The organism is Blautia sp. HCP3S3_B11 (assembly GCF_052064435.1).
In the GTDB taxonomy this organism is placed as follows: domain Bacteria; phylum Bacillota; class Clostridia; order Lachnospirales; family Lachnospiraceae; genus Blautia_A.
The window spans coordinates 14,241-39,202 of sequence record NZ_JBQHVP010000002.1; the positions used below are offsets into that span (position 1 = coordinate 14,241).

Annotated in this window: 24 protein-coding genes; 22 read left to right on the forward strand and 2 right to left on the reverse strand. The window is 40.8% G+C overall.

From position 1 onward, the window contains the following. Positions 1–12: 12 nt before the first annotated feature. The 4 genes from ACTNC0_RS01535 to ACTNC0_RS01550 all read left to right on the forward strand — a co-directional run bounded on the left by ACTNC0_RS01535 (position 13) and on the right by ACTNC0_RS01550 (position 4,320). A complete protein-coding gene (locus tag ACTNC0_RS01535; RefSeq protein ID WP_441086073.1) occupies positions 13–1,626 on the forward strand; it encodes an FAD-dependent oxidoreductase in 1,614 nt (537 codons plus the stop codon). Between the two features lie 136 nt (positions 1,627–1,762). Continuing rightward, positions 1,763–2,605 carry a fumarate hydratase gene (locus ACTNC0_RS01540; protein ID WP_441086074.1) on the forward strand — a complete coding sequence of 281 codons (843 nt, stop codon included), beginning with the start codon at positions 1,763–1,765 and terminating at the stop codon, positions 2,603–2,605. Between the two features lies 1 nt (position 2,606). After that, entirely contained in the window at positions 2,607–3,173 is a 567-nt protein-coding gene (locus tag ACTNC0_RS01545) for a Fe-S-containing hydro-lyase (RefSeq protein ID WP_441086075.1), read from the forward strand. A gap of 439 nt (positions 3,174–3,612) precedes the next feature. Further along, on the forward strand, positions 3,613–4,320 hold the full coding sequence (locus tag ACTNC0_RS01550; RefSeq protein WP_441086076.1) for a YoaK family protein: 708 nt from the start codon (positions 3,613–3,615) through the stop codon (positions 4,318–4,320). 198 nt (positions 4,321–4,518) lie between these two features. On the opposite strand, the gene ACTNC0_RS01555 is transcribed toward ACTNC0_RS01550, so the two are convergent. Beyond that, entirely contained in the window at positions 4,519–6,024 is a 1,506-nt protein-coding gene (locus ACTNC0_RS01555; protein ID WP_441086077.1) for a 4Fe-4S dicluster domain-containing protein, read from the reverse strand. A 298-nt stretch (positions 6,025–6,322) separates the two neighbouring features. On the opposite strand from ACTNC0_RS01555, the gene ACTNC0_RS01560 reads away from it, so the two are divergent. The 4 genes from ACTNC0_RS01560 (at position 6,323) to spoIVA (ending at position 12,094) form a co-directional block, all read left to right on the forward strand. Next, on the forward strand, positions 6,323–6,802 hold the full coding sequence (locus tag ACTNC0_RS01560; protein WP_117843774.1) for a complex I 24 kDa subunit family protein: 480 nt from the start codon (positions 6,323–6,325) through the stop codon (positions 6,800–6,802). Further along, positions 6,799–8,670: an NADH-ubiquinone oxidoreductase-F iron-sulfur binding region domain-containing protein gene (locus ACTNC0_RS01565; protein WP_441086078.1), complete on the forward strand. Its 1,872-nt coding sequence runs from the start codon at positions 6,799–6,801 to the stop codon at positions 8,668–8,670. Before ACTNC0_RS01560 ends, ACTNC0_RS01565 begins: the two co-directional genes overlap by 4 nt. 15 nt (positions 8,671–8,685) lie before the next feature. Then, entirely contained in the window at positions 8,686–10,374 is a 1,689-nt protein-coding gene (locus ACTNC0_RS01570) for a [FeFe] hydrogenase, group A (RefSeq protein WP_117674535.1), read from the forward strand. A gap of 250 nt (positions 10,375–10,624) precedes the next feature. After that, entirely contained in the window at positions 10,625–12,094 is a 1,470-nt protein-coding gene (spoIVA, locus tag ACTNC0_RS01575) for a stage IV sporulation protein A (protein ID WP_441086079.1), read from the forward strand. Positions 12,095–12,182: 88 nt separating this feature from the next. On the opposite strand, the gene ACTNC0_RS01580 is transcribed toward spoIVA, so the two are convergent. After that, a complete protein-coding gene (locus tag ACTNC0_RS01580) occupies positions 12,183–12,554 on the reverse strand; it encodes a NusG domain II-containing protein (protein WP_242986685.1) in 372 nt (123 codons plus the stop codon). 122 nt (positions 12,555–12,676) lie between these two features. On the opposite strand from ACTNC0_RS01580, the gene glpK reads away from it, so the two are divergent. From glpK to ACTNC0_RS01650, 14 genes are all read left to right on the forward strand, one after another. After that, complete coding sequence (glpK, locus tag ACTNC0_RS01585; RefSeq protein ID WP_441086080.1) at positions 12,677–14,173, forward strand: glycerol kinase GlpK; 1,497 nt, start codon at positions 12,677–12,679, stop codon at positions 14,171–14,173. A 191-nt stretch (positions 14,174–14,364) separates the two neighbouring features. Beyond that, positions 14,365–15,237 (forward strand): phosphoribosylaminoimidazolesuccinocarboxamide synthase, encoded by an 873-nt coding sequence (locus ACTNC0_RS01590; protein ID WP_441086081.1) that lies wholly within the window; start codon positions 14,365–14,367, stop codon positions 15,235–15,237. A 214-nt stretch (positions 15,238–15,451) separates the two neighbouring features. Further along, positions 15,452–15,577: a hypothetical protein gene (locus ACTNC0_RS01595; RefSeq protein WP_441086082.1), complete on the forward strand. Its 126-nt coding sequence runs from the start codon at positions 15,452–15,454 to the stop codon at positions 15,575–15,577. 14 nt (positions 15,578–15,591) lie between these two features. Next, on the forward strand, positions 15,592–15,786 hold the full coding sequence (locus ACTNC0_RS01600) for a hypothetical protein (RefSeq protein WP_441086083.1): 195 nt from the start codon (positions 15,592–15,594) through the stop codon (positions 15,784–15,786). A gap of 43 nt (positions 15,787–15,829) precedes the next feature. Continuing rightward, positions 15,830–16,087 carry a TM1266 family iron-only hydrogenase system putative regulator gene (locus tag ACTNC0_RS01605; protein WP_055058864.1) on the forward strand — a complete coding sequence of 86 codons (258 nt, stop codon included), beginning with the start codon at positions 15,830–15,832 and terminating at the stop codon, positions 16,085–16,087. A gap of 36 nt (positions 16,088–16,123) precedes the next feature. Continuing rightward, positions 16,124–17,152 carry a [FeFe] hydrogenase H-cluster radical SAM maturase HydE gene (gene hydE / locus ACTNC0_RS01610; RefSeq protein ID WP_441086084.1) on the forward strand — a complete coding sequence of 343 codons (1,029 nt, stop codon included), beginning with the start codon at positions 16,124–16,126 and terminating at the stop codon, positions 17,150–17,152. 170 nt (positions 17,153–17,322) lie between these two features. Continuing rightward, positions 17,323–18,744, forward strand: coding sequence for a [FeFe] hydrogenase H-cluster radical SAM maturase HydG (hydG, locus tag ACTNC0_RS01615; RefSeq protein ID WP_441086085.1), 1,422 nt, complete (start codon positions 17,323–17,325; stop codon positions 18,742–18,744). 98 nt (positions 18,745–18,842) lie between these two features. Next, the gene (hydF, locus tag ACTNC0_RS01620; protein WP_441086087.1) at positions 18,843–20,048 is read left to right on the forward strand and encodes a [FeFe] hydrogenase H-cluster maturation GTPase HydF; all 1,206 of its coding nucleotides are present in this window, start codon (positions 18,843–18,845) and stop codon (positions 20,046–20,048) included. A gap of 418 nt (positions 20,049–20,466) precedes the next feature. Then, positions 20,467–20,745 (forward strand): DUF2325 domain-containing protein, encoded by a 279-nt coding sequence (locus ACTNC0_RS01625; RefSeq protein ID WP_119243539.1) that lies wholly within the window; start codon positions 20,467–20,469, stop codon positions 20,743–20,745. Between the two features lie 274 nt (positions 20,746–21,019). Continuing rightward, on the forward strand, positions 21,020–21,229 hold the full coding sequence (locus ACTNC0_RS01630; protein WP_441086088.1) for a FeoA family protein: 210 nt from the start codon (positions 21,020–21,022) through the stop codon (positions 21,227–21,229). Positions 21,230–21,287: 58 nt separating this feature from the next. Beyond that, positions 21,288–21,509 carry a FeoA family protein gene (locus ACTNC0_RS01635; RefSeq protein ID WP_441086089.1) on the forward strand — a complete coding sequence of 74 codons (222 nt, stop codon included), beginning with the start codon at positions 21,288–21,290 and terminating at the stop codon, positions 21,507–21,509. Between the two features lie 198 nt (positions 21,510–21,707). Continuing rightward, the gene (feoB, locus tag ACTNC0_RS01640; RefSeq protein ID WP_441086090.1) at positions 21,708–23,867 is read left to right on the forward strand and encodes a ferrous iron transport protein B; all 2,160 of its coding nucleotides are present in this window, start codon (positions 21,708–21,710) and stop codon (positions 23,865–23,867) included. 165 nt (positions 23,868–24,032) lie between these two features. Continuing rightward, positions 24,033–24,164 (forward strand): FeoB-associated Cys-rich membrane protein, encoded by a 132-nt coding sequence (locus tag ACTNC0_RS01645; protein ID WP_117674523.1) that lies wholly within the window; start codon positions 24,033–24,035, stop codon positions 24,162–24,164. Positions 24,165–24,399: 235 nt separating this feature from the next. Continuing rightward, positions 24,400–24,744, forward strand: a complete 345-nt coding sequence (locus ACTNC0_RS01650) for a transcriptional repressor (protein WP_441086091.1) — start codon at positions 24,400–24,402, stop codon at positions 24,742–24,744. The last annotated feature ends 218 nt before the right edge of the window (positions 24,745–24,962 follow it).

The following is a 24,962-nucleotide window of genomic DNA, read 5'->3' on the forward strand; positions in this document are numbered from 1 at the left end:
AGGGCGTAAAACATGTATGCACCATATCCAGAAAATATGATGGAATCCATCAAAAAGGTAGAGGCTACAAGAGCACAGCGTATGGCAACAGAGCCAAGACGTCTGACAGCTGAAGAGAAAGACGCTCTTCTTGAGAAATTCCATCCGGATTATAATCCAGACGCGTTTGTAGAAATTAAAGTAGGACCGAACAAAGGACAGAATGCTCCTCTGGAACTGGCAGAAATGCTTCATTCAACAAGCCGTCTGATCAACGAAAAAATTGACCTTACAAAAATTGATTATGATGTAGATGTACTTGTGATCGGCGGCGGCGGTGCAGGTTCTTCCTGTGCAATCGAAGCACATAATGCAGGTGCTGACGTTATGATCGTTACAAAGCTTCGTATCGGTGATGCCAATACAATGATGGCTGAAGGTGGTATCCAGGCAGCTGACAAAGAGAACGATTCTCCTGTACAGCATTATCTGGATTGCTTCGGCGGCGGACATTTTGCTGCAAAACCGGAACTGGTAAAAAGACTTGTAATGGAAGCTCCGGATGCGATCAAATGGTTGAACGACCTTGGCGTTGAGTTTGATAAGGCAGAAGACGGAACAATGATCACAACACACGGCGGTGGAACTTCCAGAAAGAGAATGCATGCTGCAAAGGATTATTCCGGATCAGAAATCATGCGTACCATCAGAGATGAAGTTCTGAATCTTAAGATTCCGGTAGTTGAATTTACTTCAGCTGTTGAACTTCTGAAAGATGAAAAAGGACAGGTTGCAGGTGCAGTTCTTCTTAACATGGAAACAGGAGATTATTCTGTTGCAAGAGCCAAAACTGTTGTAATCGCAACAGGTGGTGCAGGAAGAATGCATTATCAGGGATTCCCGACATCTAACCATTATGGCGCAACTGCAGACGGACTTGTACTTGGATACAGAGCAGGTGCTTCCCTTCTTTATCAGGATTCTATCCAGTACCATCCAACAGGAGCAATCTATCCATCACAGATCATGGGTGCTCTGGTAACTGAGAAAGTTCGTTCCGTTGGTGCACAGCTTGTAAATGCAAACGGAGAAGCTTATATTCATCCGCTTGAAACCCGTGACGTAAATGCTTCCGGTGTTATCCGTGAATGCGAAGAAGGCCGCGGCGTAGAAGTTCCAGGCGGACTGAAAGGTGTATGGCTTGACACTCCGATGATCGAGATCCTCGGTGGCGAAGGAACCATCGAAAAGAGAATCCCGGCTATGTTCCGTATGTACATGAACTACGGCATTGATATGAGAAAAGTTCCTATCGTTATTTATCCGACACTTCACTACCAGAACGGTGGTCTTGAGATTAACGGAGACGGATTCACAAAAGAAATTCCAAACCTGTTAGTTGCAGGAGAAGCCGCAGGTGGAATCCACGGAAGAAACAGACTGATGGGTAACTCTCTTCTGGATGTAATCGTATTTGGAAGAAATGCCGGTAAAAAAGCAGCTGCAAAATGCAAGAACGTAGAGCTTGGTGAAATGAACCTCGACCATATCTACAAATATGCAGAAGAACTGGATAAAGCAGGCGTACATACTGATAAGGTATCTCCATTACTGCTTCCAAAATACGCTCGTCACGAACAGCGCTAATAAGATACTCAGAATGTAAAAAAGAGCTCCCGGTATCGATAAGGGATTACCGGTACCGGGAGCCTTTGATATAATGCAAAAGGGATATGTCACCTCCCGGTGAATATCCCCAAATGAAAGAAGGGAGCTTACCAGAATGCGTGAAGTAGAAGTAAGCAGACTTACAGATGTCATCGAAAAACTCTGTATCGAAGCAAATGAACATCTTCCGGAAGACGTAAAATGTGCGATCAAAACATGCCGCGCATGCGAAGACGGAGAGATTGCCAAGGGTATCCTTGACAATATTATTGAGAATTTTGATATTGCAGATAACGAGAACGTGCCGATCTGCCAGGATACAGGAATGGCATGTGTATTCCTTGAAATAGGACAGGATGTACATTTTGTTGGCGGAGATCTCACCGATGCGATCAATGAAGGTGTACGCCGCGGATACGACAAAGGATATTTAAGAAAATCTGTAGTAAAAGACCCGGTACGCCGTGGAAACACAGGGGACAATACACCGGCTATGATTTACACAGAAATCGTTCCTGGCGATAAAGTTAAGATCACAGTAGGACCGAAAGGTTTCGGAAGTGAGAACATGAGTCAGATCCGTATGTTCAAACCATCCGCAGGATTGCAGGGAATCAAGGACTTTATCCTTGAAGTAGTAGAGACAGCAGGTCCTAACCCATGCCCTCCAATGGTAGTTGGTGTTGGTATCGGCGGTACATTTGATAAATGTGCGCTTCTTGCAAAGAAAGCTCTTATGAGACCATTAGATTCTCAGAACTCAGATCCATTCTATGCAGATCTTGAGAAAGAGATGCTTGAAAAAGTAAACAAACTCGGAATCGGACCTCAGGGATTTGGCGGAAAGACAACAGCCATCGGCCTGAATATCGAAACAATGCCGACTCATATTGCAGGTATGCCATGTGCAGTCAATATCAACTGTCATGTAACCCGTCATAAATCGGAGGTGATCTAAGATGGAAAGAAAGAAAATTACCCTTCCACTTACCAGAGAGCTGGCAAGAACTCTCCATGCAGGTGATCAGGTATTATTAACAGGTACTATTTATACATCACGTGATGCAGGACATAAGAGAATGTGTGAAGCTCTTGCCAAAGGCGAAAAAATCCCATTTGATCCTACAGATGCGACCATCTATTATGTAGGACCGACTCCTGCAAAACCAGGTGCAGTTATCGGTTCTGCAGGCCCTACAACCAGCGGACGTATGGATGCCTATGCACCGACAATGATGTCTGTCGGAGCAAGAGGAATGATCGGAAAAGGTGCCCGCCTTCCGGAAGTAGTAGATGCTATGAAGAAATATGATGGCGTATACTTCGGAGCTATCGGCGGCGCAGGTGCACTTCTTGCTAAATGTATCAAGAAAGCTGAGCTTATCGCATATGAAGATCTCGGCGCAGAAGCACTTCGTAAATTATATGTAGAGGATATGCCTCTTGTAGTTATCATTGACTCAGAAGGTAAAAACCTTTATGAAATGGGAAAAGCCGATTACCTCAAAGAGCATGGAGATAAATAATCGGACGGATACTATAATGAAACAAAAACGACTGTAAACATTCAATGATTTTACAGTTACAGATAACTTCCATATGCTGTAATATACAGTATATGGAAGTTGCTTTATACAATAAAAGATGTTAGGGACAAAAGGTCTTTTGCCCCTAACTTTATATCTACGAATTGCTCCGCTACAAAGCAGCTTCCGCAATTCTCATAAAATATGAATGTTTTATATTGGGTTTTTAAGTCAATGCTTATAGGACATGTTTTTTTAGTTACTGAATCGATACTGAATTTTCCGCAGAGTATAATAAAGCTTAATATATAATATTCATATATACGACAATACGAATTATATCTTTTACATTTAACCTACAAATGTATAACATAAATAAACGGTAAAAGAATAAAGGTCGCTGTGAAACAGTGGCAAATAAACTTGAACGGGGTAAATCATGAAAGATCATAATCATCACGACATACAGATGTCGGAGGCTTTTTTAAACAGTGCCTTTCTGTCTTTGTCAGGAGGATTTCAGGATGCTTATACCTATAATGCCAGAGATGAGGTATTCTGTAATGCCCAGACAGGAAACGTAGTACTTATGAGCCAGCATTTTATGGCAGGGCAGTGGATGGCAGGATTGAGTTATTTCTTTCCTATCATTTTCTTTGCTTTGGGTGTATGGGTTGCCGAGAAAATACAGGGAAAATTTAAATATGCCAGAAAACTTCACTGGAGACAGGGAATCCTTGCAGCAGAAATCCTGATTTTATTTATTGTTGGCTTTATACCTACAGAATATAATATGTTGGCAAACGCAATGGCATCTTTTGCCTGTGCGATGCAGGTACAGTCCTTCCGAAAAGTAAACGGATATTCATATGCAAGCACTATGTGCATTGGAAACCTTCGCAGTGGTACAGCGGCTTTATCCGGATACTTCCGTGAAAAGAAGCCGAAACAGATGGAGCAGGCGATGTATTATTTTGGAATCATCTTTATGTTTGCACTGGGAGCCGGTATCGGTGGAAATCTCTCTATCCATTTCGGAACAAGAATGATCTGGGTATCCTGTGTGTTCCTTACGATAAGTTTTCTCTTAATGTTCATTGAAAAATATAAACATTTTCACGAGGAACATGAACATAAGACTATTTAACCAAATCAGACCAAATAACAAAAGCGGATGATTTTATCTGCCTGACAATTCAAAAAATATACAAAAAGTATAAAAGCGAAAACGCTGTTCCATGGAAAGAACTTCCGAGACAACGTTTTCGCCTTTTTTCTAAAAGTTCAACCAAATCTGCGAAGTAGTTATTGATGCAGTTTAAATAGCAAAATAAGATTGAGAAATTTAGTTCAATTCAAGGTCTTCCAGTTCCTTTGCAGGAAGTTTCTCGGTGGAAGAAGCAAGATAGCTCTTTAATGCTTTGGAAGCTTTTGCAAACGGTGCATTTGTTCCGGCACCACCCATGCATCCTCCCGGACAGGCCATGCCTTCGATCATACATCCATTTAACTTGCCAACCTTTGCGAGTGTCAACATCTTTTTACATTCTGCAAGACTCTCTGCATGTTCAATATGAACCGGTACATCCGGATAGTATTCCTTGAGACATGCTTCGATCGCACCGGCAACACCTCCGGCAACTGCGTATCCACGTCCGGCTGCAGTAGCATTATGAAGACTTGCAGATGGCTCTATTTCAGCCGGATTAATTTCTTTTGCATCAAAAAGTCCCCACAATTCTTCAAACGTAATAACAAAATCAACATCACTTCGAACAGAAGTACGCATTGCTTCCAATTTTTTGGCTGCGCAAGGTCCGATGAATACGACTTTTGCATTCGGATGCTCTTTTTTGACACTTCTTGCAGTTGCAACCATCGGAGTCAGCTCTCTGGAAATATTGTCGATCATTGCAGGGAACTGCTTCTTGGCAAGCATAGACCAGGAAGGACAGCAGGAAGTAAGTAAAAATGGAAGATGTCCGGTAGCCACTTCATTTGCATAATGATGCGCCTCGCTGATTGCACCGATATCTGCACCAAGTGCAACTTCATATACATCGGTAAAACCAAGTGCCGCTAAAGCTGCATGGAACTTTCCAGGTGTCACGTCATCACCAAACTGACTGATATAAGCAGGTGCAACTTCAGCAATAATTTCATTTCCCTCACGAAGCGCATGCGCAAGCTGGAAAATCTGAGATTTATCAGAAATAGCTCCGAAAGGACAGCTTACCATACACATACCACAGGAAACACATTTGCTCTGGTTAATCTGTGCACGTCCCTGTTCATCGCTTTCAATGGCTTTTACACCACAGGCGCGTTCACATGGACGTTTTTTTTGGGCAATGGCATCATATGGACAGACAGACTTGCATTTTCCGCATTTAATGCACTTCGACTGATCGATATGTGACTTACCATTTACCATGGAAATCGCACCCTTAGGACAGACCTGCATACATGGATGAGCAACACATCCTCTGCACATATTGCTGACTTCGTACATATTAGAAGGACAGGCTGAGCATGCAGAAGGAATCACCTGCATAAGCGGCGGTTCATAATATTTCTCATCGATGTTAGAAGCCTCAACTCCGGCAGTCAGATGAACAGCTTTGTTTTCAGGACGTAAAGAAAGTCCCATTGCCAGTCGCACACGCTCGCTGGCTACGGCACGTTCACGGTAAATACTTTCACGATACTGTGCACGCTCTTGTACGATATTATAGGGAATTGCCTCAATATCGTGGATCAGAGATGCATCCGTAGACTGAAAGCCAAGCTTTGCAACTTCTGCAAAAATCTTACGCCGGATCTGTTTTACGGGTGTGTCAAGAGTTCTCATATTTTGTTAATCTCCTATTATATTTATTTCCGCGCTTTTTCTACACTAAAAATATATCAAATAATGGTAAAAATGTCATGTTTTTTATTTAACACACCCGTTAAAGAAATTGCTTTTTAATTCCAAACATTAACAAACAATATAAATCTATAGAAGATAATAATAAATAAATTTCAGAAAATTGCAAAAATGATATTGTATAAATTAACCATATATTGTATAATATCAGCAGCACATATGTTGAAAATAACTAAAGCTGCGTGGAAATCAAAAAACATATTTTTAAGGAGGGAACCGAATGTTAGACCAGTCTTATTACAGAAAAGCGGATGAGATTATCGAGCACTACGGACGTACAGCGGCATCGCTGATTCCGATCATGCAGGATATTCAGGCAGAATACCGTTACCTGCCGGGAGAACTGCTGACTTATGTAGCTGCCGAAATCGGAGTAAAAGAGGCTAAGGCCTACAGTGTCGCTACATTCTATGAGAACTTTTCCTTTGAGCCGAAAGGAAAATATATCATTAAAGTATGTGATGGTACAGCCTGCCATGTAAGAAAATCCATGCCTGTAAAAGAGGCGTTAATGAAAGAACTGGGATTAAGTCATAAGAAACATACCACAGATGATATGCTTTTTACAGTAGAGACCGTATCCTGTCTTGGTGCATGCGGACTTGCACCGACACTGACTGTAAATGATGAAGTACATCCTAAAATGACACCTGAGAAAGCAGTTGAACTTTTGAACGAATTGAGAGGTGAGTGCGTATGAGTATTAAGAGCAGGGACGACCTGTTAAACAAACAGGCAGAGGTAAATGAACAGATCAAATCCTACACCTGTCGCGTTCTTGTCTGTTCAGGGACAGGATGTATCGCATCCGGTGCCCAGAAGATTTATGATGAGATGGCAACACTCTGTGAGAGAATTGACGGTGTAACCGTTGAGATGCAGAAAGACGTGCCTCATGTAGGCGTAGTCAAAACAGGATGCCAGGGCTTATGCGAACTTGGACCTCTGATGAGAATCGAACCGTACGATTATCAGTATGTACATGTACAGCCGGAAGACTGTAAAGAAATTGTAGAGAAAACTATTCTGGAAGGAAAACCGGTAGAGAGACTGTTCTATAAGGATCATGACACTGTCTGTCCACATCCGGATGACATTCCGTTCCTGAATCAGCAGACACGTATCGTTCTGGAAAACTGTGGTAAGATCGATGCAGAATCCATTGATGAATATATCGCAGTGGGCGGCTATCAGGCCCTTGCAAAAGTACTGGGAGGAATGACTTCTCAGGAAGTCATTGACGAAGTGACGAAATCCGGTCTTCGTGGCCGTGGCGGTGCAGGCTTCCCAGCAGGTAAGAAATGGTCCCAGGTTGCCCGTCAGGCAGAAAAAACCCGTTATGTAGTATGTAACGGTGATGAAGGTGATCCTGGTGCATTTATGGATGGTTCCGTAATGGAAGGCGATCCATATAAGATGATTGAAGGTATGACCATCGCAGCTTACGCAGTAGGTGCAGAAGACGGTTATATTTATGTTCGTGCTGAATATCCTCTTTCTGTAAAGAGACTGAAAATGGCGATTGAACAGGCGGAAAAATACGGCCTGTTAGGTGATAATATTTTAAATTCCGGCGTAAACTTCCATTTACATATCAACAGAGGTGCCGGTGCTTTCGTATGTGGTGAAGGTTCTGCTCTTACCGCATCTATTGAAGGAAACAGAGGTATGCCTCGTGTAAAACCACCTCGTACTGTAGAGAAAGGTCTGTGGGGTAAACCTACAGTTCTTAATAACGTAGAAACTTATGCCAATGTACCGAAAATCATTCTTGAAGGAGCTGACTGGTTCCGTACCATCGGTACAGAGGGAAGCCCTGGAACAAAGACATTCTCACTGACTGGTTCTATCGAGAATACAGGTCTGATTGAAGTACCTATGGGAACCACGCTCCGTCACATTATCTATGATATCGGCGGCGGCTTAAAGAGTGGTGCTGCATTTAAGGGTGTTCAGATCGGTGGTCCGTCCGGCGGATGTCTGATCCTTGACCAGTTAGATGCACCTCTTGACTTTGATTCTGTTAAGAAATTAGACGCGATCATGGGATCCGGCGGTCTGGTAGTTATGGACGAGAATACCTGTATGGTAGAAGTTGCCAGATTCTTCATGAACTTTACTCAGCGTGAGAGCTGTGGTAAATGTGTTCCGTGTCGTGAAGGTACCAAGCGTATGCTTGAGATCCTGGAGAGAATTGTAGCAGGAAAGGGCGAGATGTCCGACCTGGATGAACTGGAAGAACTTGCAAATATGGTTCAGAACATGGCTCTGTGCGGACTTGGAAAGAGTGCACCTCTTCCTGTAATCAGTACTCTCAAACGCTTCCGTGATGAATATGAGGAACATATCCGCGACAAGAAATGCCGTGCAAAAGTATGTACAGCACTTCGTCAGTTCCACATTAACCCTGAATTCTGTATCGGCTGCGGCAAATGCGCGAAGAACTGTCCGGCAGGTGCAATCTCAGGTAAGATCAAACATCCACATCACATTAACAACGATATCTGTATCAAGTGCGGTGCCTGCAAAGATAACTGTAACTTTGATGCTGTATACGTGGAAGCATAGAAGGGAGGATACACTATGGGCCATATGATAATTGACGGTAGAAAGGTAGAATTTACCGATGAAAAAAATGTTCTGTCTGTCATCCGTAAGGCAGGGATCAATATTCCGACACTGTGCTACCACTCAGAGGTATCCACTTTTGGTGCCTGTCGTTTATGTACAGTAGAGGACGACAGAGGCAAGACGTTTGCTTCCTGTTCCGAAGAACCACGAGACGGAATGGTAATCTATACGAATTCCGGACGTATCAAAAAATACAGAAAACTGATTGTTGAACTGCTTCTGGCAGCCCATTGCCGCGACTGTACAACCTGTGTTAAGAGCGGTGAATGTATTTTACAGGAACTGGCACATCGTCTGGGTGTACAGAATATTCGTTTTGAGAATACCAGAGAACATCATGAACTGGATACAAGTTCTCCGTCTCTGGTACGTGATCCGAACAAATGTATTCTCTGTGGTGACTGTGTGCGTGCCTGCGAGGAGCTTCAGGGAATCGGTGCTTTAGGTTTCGCATTTCGTGGAACAGAAGCTATGGTAATGCCTGCATTTAATAAGAAAATTGCAGAAACAGAGTGTGTAAACTGTGGACAGTGTCGTGTATTCTGCCCGACCGGTGCAATTTCCATTAAAACGCATATGGATGAGGCCTGGGAAGCACTTGCTGATCCAAATATCCGTGTAGTTGCACAGGTTGCTCCGGCGGTACGTGTAGCGGTAGGCGACCACTATGGACTTACCAAAGGTAAGAGTGTAATGGGTAAGATTGTTAATGCGCTTCACAGAATGGGATTTGATGAAGTTTATGATACTTCTTTCAGTGCTGACCTTACTATCATGGAAGAAAGTGCCGAATTCCTCGACCGGATTAAGAAAGGCGAGAAACTTCCTCTTCTTACATCCTGCTGTCCTGCATGGGTAAAATTTATTACAGACCAGTACAAAGATTACATTCCAAATCTTTCTACATGCCGTTCACCACAGGGAATGCTTTCTGCAGTAATCAAAGAATATTTCCGTGAACCGGAACATGCAGCAGGCAAAAAAACCGTTATGATTTCTATTATGCCATGTACAGCAAAGAAAGCAGAAGCAATCCGTCCGAATAGCTTTACAGATGGCGAACAGGATACAGATATTGTTATCACAACTACAGAATTACTCCGTATGATCGATAACTTCGGTATTGATTTTGCAGCTCTCGATCCGGAAGCATGTGATATGCCATTCGGATTCGGATCCGGCGGTGGTGTTATCTTTGGCGTTACCGGTGGTGTTACAGAGGCAGTACTTCGTCGACTCACACCAGATCACAGCAAAGAATCCATGCATGAAATCGCAGAATGTGGCGTTCGTGGAGATGATGGCATCAAGGAATTTACAGTTCCATATGAGGGTATGAACCTCAATATCTGCGTTGCCAGCGGACTTGCAAATGCAAGAAAAGTTATGGATCAGGTTAAGAATGGAGAGAAAGAATATCATCTGATCGAAGTTATGGCATGTCGTCGTGGATGTATCATGGGTGGCGGACAGCCGACAAGAGCCGGTGACAGAACGAAGTTCTTAAGAGCTAAGGGGCTGTATAATGCAGATAATACTACTATTATCAAGAAATCCGATGAGAATCCGTTAGTTCTCGAACTCTACAACGGATTGCTTAAAGGTAAAGAACATCATCTGCTGCACAATGATTCTTATTGATAGAAGAAATTTTGACTTAATATCTAATGCTGTAGTGTGGTTATGCAAGTATATCAGGCTGTGTGTTTGAATATACTGAAGTTTTCGCTGTACTGGGCACAGAGTGATCAGTAACAATTTAAAAGAGCAGGTCCTGCATTGTTTTGTAGGCAATGCAAGGCCTGTTTTTATAGGAATAACAGGAAGTCCTTCTGCATATTTTATAGCAATACATGAACGTTATGTGTAAATATGCAAGGGGGCTATTTTTATGGAAAATTTTCAGGTGTACCGTGATATTCAGGCCCGCACCGGGGGCGATATATACATAGGGGTCGTAGGACCTGTCCGTACAGGAAAATCTACTTTTATACGCAGATTTATGGAAGTCGTGGCATTACCGCAGATGTCAGAGAGTCGTCAGGCAGAAATCAGGGATCAGCTTCCATTGAGCGGATCAGGAAAGATCATTACTACCGTAGAAACAAAATTTATTCCCAAAGAAGCAATTCCCATCACTCTTGGAGAAGACCAGAAAGTAAAGATACGCCTGATCGACAGTGTGGGATTTCTGGTAAAAGACGCCTCCGGACATACTGAAGAGGGCAAAGAGCGAATGATAAAAACTCCCTGGTTTGAACAGGCAATTCCATTTCGGGAAGCAGCCCGTATCGGAACTCAGAAAGTAATTGAAGAACATTCCACAATAGGAATCGTAATTACATCCGATGGAAGTTTCGGTGAACTGCCAAGAGAAAATTTTGTGGAAGCAGAAGAGAAGACGATACAAGAACTAAAAAAACAGCAGAAACCATTTATTGTCCTGGTCAATTCGCAGATGCCGTATAAAGATGAGGCTTTAAAGACAGCAAAAGAAATTCAGCAAAAACATCAGGTCACCGCTTTAACAGTAAACTGCGATCAGTTAAGAAAAGAGGATATCACCCGTATTTTGGAAAAAGTTTTATATGAATTTCCAGTTAGCCAGATTCAGTTTTTCATCCCGCGATGGGTAGAAATGCTCCCGATGGATCACGAGTTAAAGCAACAGCTTCTTACCCAGATCAGGGAGAAAATGAAGCAAATGCAGCATATTCGTGATATCACAAAGGAATTTATACAATTATCAGGACCATATGTGCAGGATTCACTTCTGGAAGATGTGGGCTTATCTGATGGAACAGTAAAAGTCAGAATACGAATCAAGGATGAATATTATTACCAGATGCTCAGTCAGATGAGTGGAATTAAAATGGAAAGCGAGTATGAATTAATCCATACTATGCGGGAACTGGTACATATGAAAGAAGAATATGTGAAAGTACAGGCAGCACTGGAATCCGTACGGGGAACCGGGTACGGAGTAGTTGTTCCAAATCTGGATGAAATTGAAATCGCGCAGCCGGAAGTGATCAGACAGGGAAATAAATATGGAGTGAAAATAAAATCCAAGAGCCCGTCCATTCATATGATCAGGGCAAATATAGAAACAGAAATTGCTCCGATCGTAGGAACAGAGCAACAGGCAAAAGATCTGATAAAATATATTGATGAGGGAAGCCAGAGAGGAGAGAGTATCTGGGAAACAAATATTTTCGGTAAATCCATTGAACAACTGGTGCAGGATGGTATCCGAAGCAAAATAACAGCAATCAGTGAAGAAAGTCAGGTAAAACTTCAGGATACCATGCAGAAAATTGTCAATGACAGTAAGGGCGGACTTGTTTGTATTATTATATAAATATAGCACGTTAAAAAGCTTATATAAAAGCAATAGACCTATAACTTGTCAAAAGATATGAATTATGACAACCTGAAGGAAAAGCAGATTAGGTTACTGCATCAATAGATAGTTGATTCGTATCTCCTGAATCCGAGCTTTTATTACCTTCAATAACAACCTTATTAGGGAGGCATACGATAGTGCCTCCTTTTTCATCGATTGATTTCTGCTTCATACATAAATGATCCGGACAGTCAGCCGAGAGCATGTATGCCTTTCCATCTTTAATTTCGCATACGTTAGTATCATTGATTTTAATAATCTGATCTTTTGACAAAGAATAAGTACCGTATTCCTGCCCATCTACTGTGATTTTAATAGATCCATGCCTGCCTTTATTTACAAAAGACATACCACCCCACAACGCAAGTGCCAGAATAAGAATAGCACTTATAAAAATGATTTCTTTTTTCTTCAAGAGTTTTACCATCTTTCTCAATTTTTTATGACTGCATCATAACATGAACAAAAAATAATAGCAACTGACTTCTGTTTGTGGTATGGTTATTTATAGACTGATAAGAAAAAAGAGAGGGTTTTATGGGAAAGTATATTATGGCGCTGGATGCCGGAACAACCAGCAACCGCTGCATTTTATTCAATGAAAAAGGAGAACGCTGCAGTGTAGCCCAGAGAGAATTCACACAGTATTTTCCAAAACCAGGCTGGGTGGAACATGACGCAGATGAAATATGGGCCAGTATGCTTGGTGTTGCTGTAGAGGCAATGACTAAGATCGGAGCAGATGCCTCACAGATTGCAGCCATCGGAATTACTAATCAACGTGAGACGGCAATCGTATGGGACAAGAATACCGGAGTACCTGTCTATCATGCTATTGTATGGCAGTGCCGCAGAACGTCAGAATACTGTGACTCACTGAAAGCTAAAGGATTAACTGAGAAATTCCGTAAAAAAACCGGGCTGGTAATAGATGCTTATTTCTCAGCAACCAAAATAAAATGGATTCTTGACTATGTGGATGGAGCCAGGGAGAAGGCAGAGAAGGGAGAGCTTTTATTCGGCACAGTAGAAACCTGGCTGATCTGGAAACTGACAAAGGGAAAAGTACATGTTACCGATTATTCCAATGCCTCAAGAACGATGCTGTTTAACATTAATACTTTGCAATGGGATCAGGAGATCCTTGATGAACTTGGTATTCCTAAATCCATGCTTCCGAAACCAATGCCGTCCAGCTGCATTTATGGAAAATCAGATCCGTCAGTTTTTGGAGGGGCAATCCCAATCGCAGGGGCAGCAGGTGACCAGCAGGCAGCTTTATTTGGACAGACATGCTTTAGCGCGGGTGAGGCAAAAAATACTTATGGCACCGGTTGTTTTCTTTTGATGAATACAGGAGACAAACCAGTATTTTCAGAAAATGGCCTTGTAACTACAATTGCCTGGGGACTGAATGGAAAAGTCACTTATGCCCTGGAAGGTTCTATTTTTGTTGCAGGTGCTGCAATTCAATGGCTGCGTGACGAATTAAAAGTAATCGATTCTTCCGAAGATTCAGAATATATGGCAAATAAAGTATCAGATACGCATGGCTGTTATGTAGTACCGGCATTTACCGGACTGGGAGCACCTCACTGGGATCAGTATGCAAGGGGAACTATCGTAGGAATTACCCGCGGTGTAAATAAATATCACGTCATTCGTGCAACTCTGGAATCTATTGCCTACCAGGTAAATGATGTATTAAATGCCATGAAAGCAGATTCAGGTATCAATCTGGCTTCTTTGAAAGTAGATGGCGGAGCCAGTGCCAACAATTTCCTGATGCAGACACAGGCCGATATTATCAATGCACCAGTCAACCGCCCATGCTGTGTGGAAACAACTGCAATGGGGGCCGCTTATCTGGCCGGACTGGCAGTAGGTTATTGGAGCAGTAAGGAAGAAGTGCGTAAAAACTGGTCCATTGATCAGAAATTTTATCCATCTATCACAGATGAAACCAGACAGCAGAAGATAAAAGGATGGAATAAGGCGGTAAAATATTCTTATGGATGGGCTCGTGATGAATAATTAAGTCAATCGGATATTCGCAATTGAAGCAGGGGACTTACTTGATTCAGTTAAATCAAGTCCCAACATTTTATCAGTGTACCTAAATAAAATTCAGCGTATTGACAACCTTACAGAGATGGTGGTACGGTAATACAGTAATTTCGGTGCGAACCGAACAAAAGTACATAAGAATATTGAGGTGCGAAAAAATGCAGGAAATGAAACCAATCAAAGAAGGTAAAGTACGTGAGATTTATGACAACGGTGACAGCCTGATCATGGTTGCAACAGACCGCATCAGCTGCTTTGATGTTATCCTGAATAATCAGGTAACAAAGAAAGGAACTGTACTGACTCAGATGTCCAAATTCTGGTTTGACATGACAGAAGATATTCTGCCGAACCATATGATTTCTGTAAATGTAAAAGATATGCCTGAATTCTTCCAGCAGGAGAAATTTGATGGAAACAGTATGATGTGCCGTAAGCTTGAGATGCTGCCAATCGAGTGTATCGTACGTGGTTACATTACCGGAAGCGGCTGGGAAAGCTACAAGAAAACCGGTAAAGTCTGTGGTATTGAGTTACCGGAAGGCCTGAAAGAATCAGACAAACTTCCTGAGCCTATCTATACTCCGTCTACAAAGGCAGAGATTGGTGATCATGATGAAAACATTTCCTATGAGCAGAGTATTGCTCACCTTGAGAAATATTTCCCGGGAAGAGGAGAAGAATTAGCAGCAAAACTTCGTGATAATACCATTGCACTTTACAAGAAATGTGCAGAATATGCATTAAGCAAAGGAATTATCATCGCAGATACCAAATTTGAGTTTGGACTGGATGAAGAGGGAAATATGGTAATCGGTGATGAGATGCTTACACCTGACAGCTCTCGTTTCTGGCCGGCAGAAGGCTATGAACCAGGACATGGACAGCCGTCCTTTGACAAACAGTTTGCCCGTGACTGGCTGAAAGCGAATCCGGACAATAACTGGACTCTTCCACAGAATATCGTAGACAAGACGATTGAAAAATATCTTCAGAGTTATGAAATGCTCACCGGCAAGAAATTAGGCTGATTATCCATCGGCGTATTCTGACAGGAAAAATATATGATGTTGTGAATACTGTTATCTGAATGTAAAAGCTTCAGATGACAGTATTTTTTTTGTAAAAAAGCAATAAAAATATGGAAATCAGATGATATTTTTGGTACAATTCTTTTATAAACACATAAAAGAAACAGCTTTTGCTGCTTATGCTACAAACTTATAGATGAGGGAGAGAAAGCTTATGAAGCCACTGAAAAAAATCTTTTTTGTTTTATTAATGGCAGGTATTTTGACTGTGCCAGTACTTCAGGTGCAAGCGACAGATAATGATATTCCTGTATTTTTGCAGCTCTTGCACGTGAGGTAGGATATACTCCATATATGGTTTGCGGCAGAGTACCCGGAAGCAGAGATGGAGCGGCAGATGGGTTTACACGCCATTGCTGGGTAGAAATAAATGGCCTTTACTATGATCCGGAGGCTCAGTATGCAGGATGGATGACTGGAGTTTATGGATACGACTATTATTCGATCAGTCATCAGATTCAGAGAGTTGTAAATTTCTGTACATATTAATTTTGAAAATTATCTGAGAAAATTTCTGAAATGAGGTGTTTCTATGGCGAGCAGAATTGCGGTGATTGGAATTATAGTTGAAGAGCCTGATTCTGTGAAAGAGCTGAATCAGATTCTTCACGAATATGGTGAATATATCATAGGAAGAATGGGAATCCCATACAGACAGCGTGGTGTTAATATTATCAGCGTGGCGATGGATGCACCCCAGGATATGATTAATGCAATGACAGGAAAAATCGGGCGGCTTGCAGGGATTTCTGCAAAAACAGTTTGCTCAAAAAAGGCAGAAAACATATAACCAGAGGGGGATTACATAGTGTCAGCAGATTTAAAAATGTTAGAGAGTATCCAAAATACGCAAAGTATTTCAAGGGAAGAATTGGGTGCGATTTTACAGACACAAGATTCCTTTCTGATACAGGAACTTCATAAAAAGGCACAGCAGACAGCGACACAGATCTATGGAAATAAAATATACATTCGCGGTCTGATCGAATTTACTAATTATTGTAAAAATAACTGTTATTATTGTGGCATCCGCTGTGCGAATGCAAAAGCCGACAGATATCGCCTTACAACAGAACAGATCCTATCCTGCTGTGAAACCGGATGGAATCTGGGTTTTCGTACATTTGTATTGCAGGGAGGAGAGGATTGTTATTATACAGATGAGAAGATCTGCCACATCGTTCAGGAAATTAAATCAGCATATCCGGACTGTGCAGTAACTTTATCCATTGGTGAGAAGAGTGATAAAAGTTATCAGGCATATTTTAATGCCGGAGCCGACAGATATCTGTTAAGACACGAAACTGCAGATGAAGAACATTACAGAAAACTCCATCCACAACAGATGTCTTTAAACAACAGAAAAAGTTGCCTGAAAATTCTGAAAAAGATCGGCTATCAGACCGGTTGTGGATTTATGGTAGGATCACCGGGACAAACGGTAGACACCCTTTATCAGGATCTTCTGTTTATTAAAGAATTGAAACCTGAAATGGTTGGCATCGGACCTTTTATTCCCCATAAAGATACTCCGTTTGCAGATCAGCCTGCTGGGACACTGAATCTGACATTGAGATTATTATCAATCATCAGACTGATTCATCCACATGTTCTTCTGCCAGCAACAACTGCACTTGGAACAATTGATCCTAAAGGAAGAGAGAAGGGAATTCTGGCTGGCGGAAACGTCGTAATGCCTAACCTTTCTCCGGTTAATGTCAGAGATAAATACAAACTTTATGATAACAAAATCTGCACCGGTGACGAAGCAGCAGAATGTAAGGCCTGTATGGCAGCAAGAATGAAGAGCATTGGTTATGAAGTAGTGACGGACAGAGGCGATTATAAAATCTGAATGTAAAACTGATTTTTCTGAAGATCCAGAATGTTTTACAAAAAGAGTCACTTCTGAATAACTTAAGCATCCGCAGTATGCGGAATATAAAACTGAATATAGAAAAATAAAAACTAATCGGAAAGCAGTTGATAAAAAAGCTCCTGACCGAAAAGAAAGGAAAAAAAACTATGTATAATCCAAAATCATTAAAAGCAGAAGAATTCATTTCCGACGAGGAAATCCGGGAAACCCTTGCCTATGCAGACGCAAACAAGGAGAATGTGGAACTGATTGATCAGATTCTTGCGAAAGCAAAAGAATGTAAAGGTCTTACGCACAGAGAAGCGTCTGTTCTTCTTGCCTGTCCAATTCCTGAGAAAATTCAGGAGATGTATGATCTGGCAGCGGAAATCAAGAAAGAATTCTACGGAAACAGAATTGTTTTGTTTGCGCCTCTGTATCTGTCTAACTATTGTGTAAATGGCTGTGTGTACTGCCCGTATCATAAGAAAAACCAGCACATCGCCCGTAAGAAATTAACACAGGAAGAAATTGTAAAAGAAGTTACCGCATTGCAGGATATGGGACATAAGCGACTCGCTATTGAGGCGGGTGAAGATCCGCTCAATAACCCGATTGAATATATTCTGGAATGTATCAAAACGATCTATAGTATCAAACATAAAAATGGTGCAATCCGTCGTGTAAATGTAAATATTGCAGCTACAACAGTAGAAAATTACCGTAAATTAAAAGAAGCCGGAATCGGTACTTATATTCTTTTCCAGGAAACATATCATAAAGAAAGCTACGAAAAGCTTCATCCAACAGGACCGAAACATAACTATGCATATCACACAGAGGCAATGGACCGCGCGATGGAAGGCGGTATTGATGATGTCGGTTTAGGTGTATTGTTCGGACTGGAACTTTACAGATATGAATTTGCAGGACTTCTGATGCATGCGGAACATCTGGAAGCAGTTCATGGTGTAGGACCGCATACGATTAGTGTGCCACGTATCAAACATGCGGATGACATTGATCCGTCTACATTTGACAACAGTATCAGCGACGAGATTTTTGCAAAAATCTGTGCACTGATCCGAATCTCTGTTCCATATACAGGTATGATTATTTCAACAAGAGAGAGTCAGGCTGTTCGTGAGAAAGTTCTTCCTTTGGGTGTTTCTCAGATTAGTGGAGCTTCAAGAACCAGTGTCGGTGGATATGATAAGCCTGAAACGGAAGATGAGGTTACATCTGCTCAGTTTGATGTCAGCGATCAGCGCACGCTTGATGAGATCGTAAACTGGCTGATGAATATGGGAGACATCCCAAGCTTTTGTACCGCCTGTTACAGAGCCGGAAGAACCGGTGACCGTTTTATGTCATTGTGCAAAAGTAAACAGATTTCAAACTGCTGTCATCCAAATGCCTTAATGACTTTAATGGAATATTTACAGGATTATGCAAGTCCTGAAACTAAGAAAGTCGGTCTGGAACTGATTCAGAATGAACTCGAAAATATTCCAAGTGAAAAAGTAAAGAGGCTTACAGAAGAACATCTGGCAGACATCGTAAATGGGCAGCGTGATTTCAGATTCTGACAGAAATCAGCTGCGAAACAGTTATCCAGTGTAGAGCCACGTCGCAAACGCGAATGATTTTATTCGTTTGACTTATTATATTGTGAAAGGAAAAAAATATGGCTGTTACATTAAATGAAACACCTTCTGCAAATCGTCTGCATATTGGAATCTTTGGAAAAACGAACAGCGGAAAATCTTCATTTATCAATGCGTTTTCCGGACAGAAAGTATCTATTGTAGCAGATGTTGCGGGAACTACTACGGATCCTGTATACAAGGCTATGGAAATTTACCCTCTCGGTCCCTGCGTCCTGATCGACACGGCGGGATTTGATGATAAAGGTGAGCTTGGAGCTTTACGTATCGAAAAAACAGAACTTGCAGCGCAGAAGACGGACCTGGCAATTATTCTCTTCTGTGAGGAAGAAATGTCGCAGGAATTAAAATGGTATCGTTACTTTAAAGAGAAAAATACGCCTGTGATTCCCGTTCTCAATAAAATAGATCTGTACACGCAGGAACAAAAAGAAAAACTTGCTCACCTGATTCAAAAGAACACAAAGGAAAAAGTCTGTCTGATCAGTGCTAAAACAGGAGAGGGAATCCGTAATTTGAAGGAACTGCTTGCCCGAAGTATTCCGGAAGGATATGGAAACAGGATGATTACCGGTGATCTGGTTGATACCGGTGATCTGGTTCTGCTTGTGATGCCACAGGACATTCAGGCACCAAAGGGGAGACTGATATTACCGCAGGTGCAAACCTTAAGAGAACTATTGGATAAAAAATGCCTGGTAATGAGTGTGACAACAGATCAGTATCTGTCAGCCTTGGAGAATCTCGCAGTACCTCCGAAATTAATCATTACAGACTCGCAGGTATTTTCCTATGTATATGAAAATAAACCAAAGGAGAGTATGCTGACTTCTTTTTCAGTTCTTTTTGCGGCATACAAGGGAGATTTACCATATTATATAGAAGGCGCAAAGGCAATTGATACTCTTAATGAAAATTCACATGTTCTCATTGCAGAATGCTGTACCCATGCACCTCTGAAGGAAGATATCGGAAGAGTCAAGATTCCGCGAATGCTCAAAAAACGTTTTGGAGAGAAACTGGATGTAAGTCTGGTAAGCGGAACAGATTTTCCTGATGACCTTACTAAATATGATCTGATCATCCAATGCGGTGCCTGTATGTTTAATCGCAAATATGTAATGTACCGTATTGATAAAGCCAGAAATCAATATGTACCAATGACGAATTATGGAATAACGATTGCTCATCTTACAGGAATTTTAGAGCATGTTGCACTTCCATAATTTGCAAAATATTTTGCAGAAAACCTTTTTCAAACACGCTCTAAGATGATCACCTAAAGAGACCATTATACAAGAAAGTATGGTGGTCTTTTTGTTTATTTTATCGATCAGATAAACACGAATAATTAATTTAATAGAAGCCAGGCAAGTCCCTTGCTTCTATTATAAAGAGCAATTAGTTAGTTATTTGTTGTAGAGACATATAGCAAAACGGATGGTTTTATCTTCTTAACTGCATATTTCATAGTATTTCAATATACTTTATTTTAAATGCATATATTTTATTGCAATGTATTGACAAAAACGATATGTTAGTTTATACTAACTTACAGTTAGAGGTAAATAACTACTAACACTATAAGAACGCATAACTATAATATAACACTCATAAAATATACTAAAACCAGGAGGACAATATATGAGTATCGTAATCGTAGGTGGACATGACCGTATGGTGGCACAGTATAAGAAAATATGTAAATCTTATAAATGCAAATGTAAAGTATTCACACAGATGGAGGCAGACTTTAGTAAAAAAATAGGATGTCCGGATCTGCTCGTACTTTTTACAAATACTGTATCTCATAAAATGGTAAAGTGCGCTTTGGATGAAGTTGGTTCTTCTACAGATATCGTTCGCTGCCATACCAGCAGCGGAAATGCACTGAATGGTATTCTTGAAACACGTTGCTGCTAAGCGACGAATTGTAAAATTAATTAAGAAACCTGAAACATTGACTGCTTTGCGATATCAGCACTACATATCGAATACATAATGAAGTTTAATTATTATGCAGATTGCAGTAATATAGCAACGAATAAATGATAAAATTTATTAATGTTTGCAGATGAAAAACTTTTTCAATAAAAATATCATTAAAGTTATTGACATCTAACAAAAATTAGAATACACTAACCACATGGTAAAGAAAATGTTTATCATTTATTAAATGCAAAGAAGGGATGAAGAAATGCCGTTATCAATGGTAAGTGCCGGTGAACCTTTTACAATCAAAAGGATCGGTGGCAAAGAAGAAGTTAAGAGACATCTTGAAGAGCTCGGATTTGTAGTAGGAGTAGTTGTCACAGTTGTTTCTGAGATTAACGGAAGCCTGATCGTCAATGTTAAAGAATCCAGGGTTGCCATTGGAAAAGATATGGCAAATAAAATTATGGTTTAATCCATAATTTCTTCCTGAAAAAAAGAAATAAAACTCTAGGGAAAGAAGGGAAAGAAACTTGAAGACATTAAAGGAAGTCCGTGTTGGAGAGACAATTAAAGTCCAGAAGCTCACCGGAGAAGGTCCGGTAAAGCGCAGAATCATGGATATGGGAATTACCAAAGGCGTGGAGATTTATGTAAGAAAAGTTGCACCTCTGGGAGATCCTGTAGAAGTAACTGTAAGAGGATATGAATTATCCTTACGTAAAGCAGATGCCGAAATGATTATTGTAGAATAATTTTTTTTGACATTATGTTAGGTCTTTCTAACAATTAGTTCTATCTAATAGTTAACCAAAACTAAGAATTAGAATTAACTAATAGTTGGTATGAGCTAATAATTACCGATAGAATAAAAACATATGAAAAACTCTAAGAGAAATCGGTAACTGAAAGATCTGATAAAAAAGATATCAAAAAAATAGAGGAGAGAGATTATGTCAGTAAAAATTGCACTCGCAGGTAATCCGAACTGCGGTAAAACGACATTGTTCAATGCACTGACCGGCTCAAATCAGTTTGTAGGTAACTGGCCAGGTGTAACTGTCGAGAAGAAAGAGGGTAAGTTAAAAGGACATAAAGATGTCATTATCACTGACTTACCAGGTATCTATTCTTTATCACCATACACACTTGAGGAAGTAGTTGCAAGAAATTACATCCTTCAGGAGAAACCAGATGCGATTATCAACATCGTTGATGGTACCAACATCGAGCGTAACCTGTATCTGACAACACAGATTCTGGAGCTTGGTATTCCAGTCATCATGGCTGTCAACATGATGGATATCGTTGAGAAAAACGGCGATAAGATACATGTCGACAAACTGAAAAAGAAACTTGGCTGTGAAGTAGTTACCATTTCCGCTCTGAAAGGAACAGGAATCACAGAGGCAGCAAATAAAGCAGTTTCTATCGCTCAGAGCCACAAGAAAGTTACTCCTGTTCATGAATTTTGCGATAAGGCAGAAGAGATTATCGGTGCAGTTGAAGATAAACTAACTGGTGTGGTTACAGAAGAACAAAAGAGATTCTTTGCAATTAAACTTCTTGAAAGAGATGATAAGATCAAAGAGCAGATGAAGACTTCTGTAGATGTGTCTGCCGAGATTAAAGAAATGGAAGATGAGTTTGATGATGATACAGAAAGTATTATCACAAACGAAAGATATGTTTATATTTCTTCTATCATTGGTCAGTGTCTGACTAAAGCAAGAAAAGATAAACTTTCTACATCTGATAAAATTGACCGTATCGTCACAAACAGATGGCTTGCGCTTCCGATTTTTGCAGTGATCATGTTTATTGTATATTATGTATCTGTAACTACAGTAGGTACATATCTCACAGACTGGACAAATGATGTTCTGTTTGGAGATATTATCCCGCCGGCAATTGAATCTGTTCTTGAATCTGTTAACTGTGCAGCATGGTTACAGGGACTGATTCTTGATGGTATCGTAGCTGGTGTCGGAGCTGTTCTTGGTTTCGTGCCGCAGATGCTTGTACTGTTTGCATTCCTTGCATTTCTTGAGTCTTGTGGATACATGGCTCGTGTTGCATTCATCATGGACAGAATTTTCCGTAAATTCGGTCTTTCAGGTAAATCTTTCATCCCAATGCTGATTGGTAGTGGATGTGGTGTTCCTGGTGTTATGGCTTCCCGTACAATTGAGAATGACCGTGACAGAAAGATGACAATCATGACAACTACATTCGTTCCTTGCGGAGCAAAACTTCCGATCATTGCTATGATCGCAGGTGCTTTCTTCGGAAACAGCGGATGGGTTGCAACAAGTGCTTATTTCGTAGGTATTGCAGCAATTATCTGCTCCGGTATCATCTTAAAGAAAACCAAAATGTTTGCTGGTGATCCGGCTCCGTTCGTTATGGAGCTTCCTGCATACCATTGGCCAACAGTAAGCAATATCTTAAGAAGTATGTGGGAAAGAGGCTGGTCCTTTATCAAGAAAGCCGGAACAATCATCCTTCTTTCAACAATCATTCTGTGGTTCTTAATGAGCTTCGGATGGGAAGGCGGAAGCTTCGGCATGGTTGAGGAACTGAATTCAAGTATTCTTGCTAAAATTGGTAGTGCAATCGCATGGATTTTTGCACCACTTGGCTGGACAAAAGCCGGTGAAGGCTGGAAGATGGCTGTTGCAGCCGTTACAGGTCTGATCGCAAAAGAGAATGTCGTAGCAACATTTGGTATGCTTTATGGATTTGCAGAAGTTGCAGAAGATGGCGCTGAAATCTGGGGTAACCTGACAGCAGCTATGGCACCAATCGCAGCTTATGGATTTCTAGTATTTAACCTTCTGTGTGCTCCTTGCTTTGCAGCTATGGGCGCAATTAAGAGAGAGATGAACAATACAAAATGGTTCTTCTTTGCAATTGGATATCAATGCGGACTTGCATATCTTGTTTCTCTTTGCATCTATCAGATTGGTACTCTGCTTACAGGTGGTGGATTTGGCATCTGGACAGTTGTTGCATTCGCAATCATTGTAGCTTTCTTATATCTGTTATTCAGACCATATAAAGAGAGTGAAAGCCTTAACGTTAATGTAAAAGGTATGGCAAAGGCCAGATAAATAGTAAGCAAACCAGAGCCTGCGTCCTTCAGTGATGTGGGATCTGATAAAATAATCAGTTGCAATAGTATACCTATCTATGTATCATGTGAAGTAGATATTGTACTGAGTAGAATAGATTATACTATATGGAGTAACAAAAAAAGTCGGCAGGAGGTGTCGGTTATGGGAACTTTTGTTGTAGGAGCAATTTTAGTTTTGATCGTCGGACTCATTGTAAGAGGAATCGTAAAGGATAAAAAAAGCGGTAAATCATCATGTGGTGGTGACTGCAGTCATTGCAGGGGATGCCATTGATCAAAGAGCAGCCGTAATTATTTAGAAGTCTACTATCTCACAAGGATACTAAACAGTTACAAACAGACGATTAACAGGAATAAATTAAGCGGAAGGATGATGTGATTTTGGGAGCAGCAGCATTACAAAGGCAAAGAAATTGTGAAGAACCCAATTACCAGAGAACCCAGATGCAGAAAGATGTTGTAATCCAGAAGTTAAAAAGCGAGGATGCAGGATTACCAAACAAAGAAGAATGTTGTTGGAAGTCATTCTTGAGAATGAGTATTCCTGCTGCAAAGAAATTTATTACAATGCATCCCGCCTGGATCCGGGCATTGGATCAGCTACGGTATACCGCATGGTAAATCTTTTAGAAGAAATCGGTGCGATCAGCAGAAGAAATATGTATAAGATCGTAAGAAATCCGGATTGTAAAGACGAGAGTGTCTGCACGATCGAACTGGATGATAATACAGTCCAGAAATTATCAAGAGACAATTTTAATAATGTAGTTCTGGCAGGGCTCAAAGCCTGCGGATACATTGATAACCAGGAAATTGAAAGAATGTTTGTAAATTCCTGTGACTTTAAACAGTGAAAATAAGTAATATTAAGATAGAGAAGAAAAGGTCGCTGGAAGATATATCATATAGATTTTTCAGTGGCTTTTTTACATCAGTTTTTAACCGAATCAAATAAGTTACCTGCTTCAATTGCAAATATCCGATTGACTTGAGCAGTCTCGTTTCAAACATTGAGATGATAATGTTTCTCAACAAGGAAAAAACAGTAGAAATCAGAAAATTTTGGTTGTAT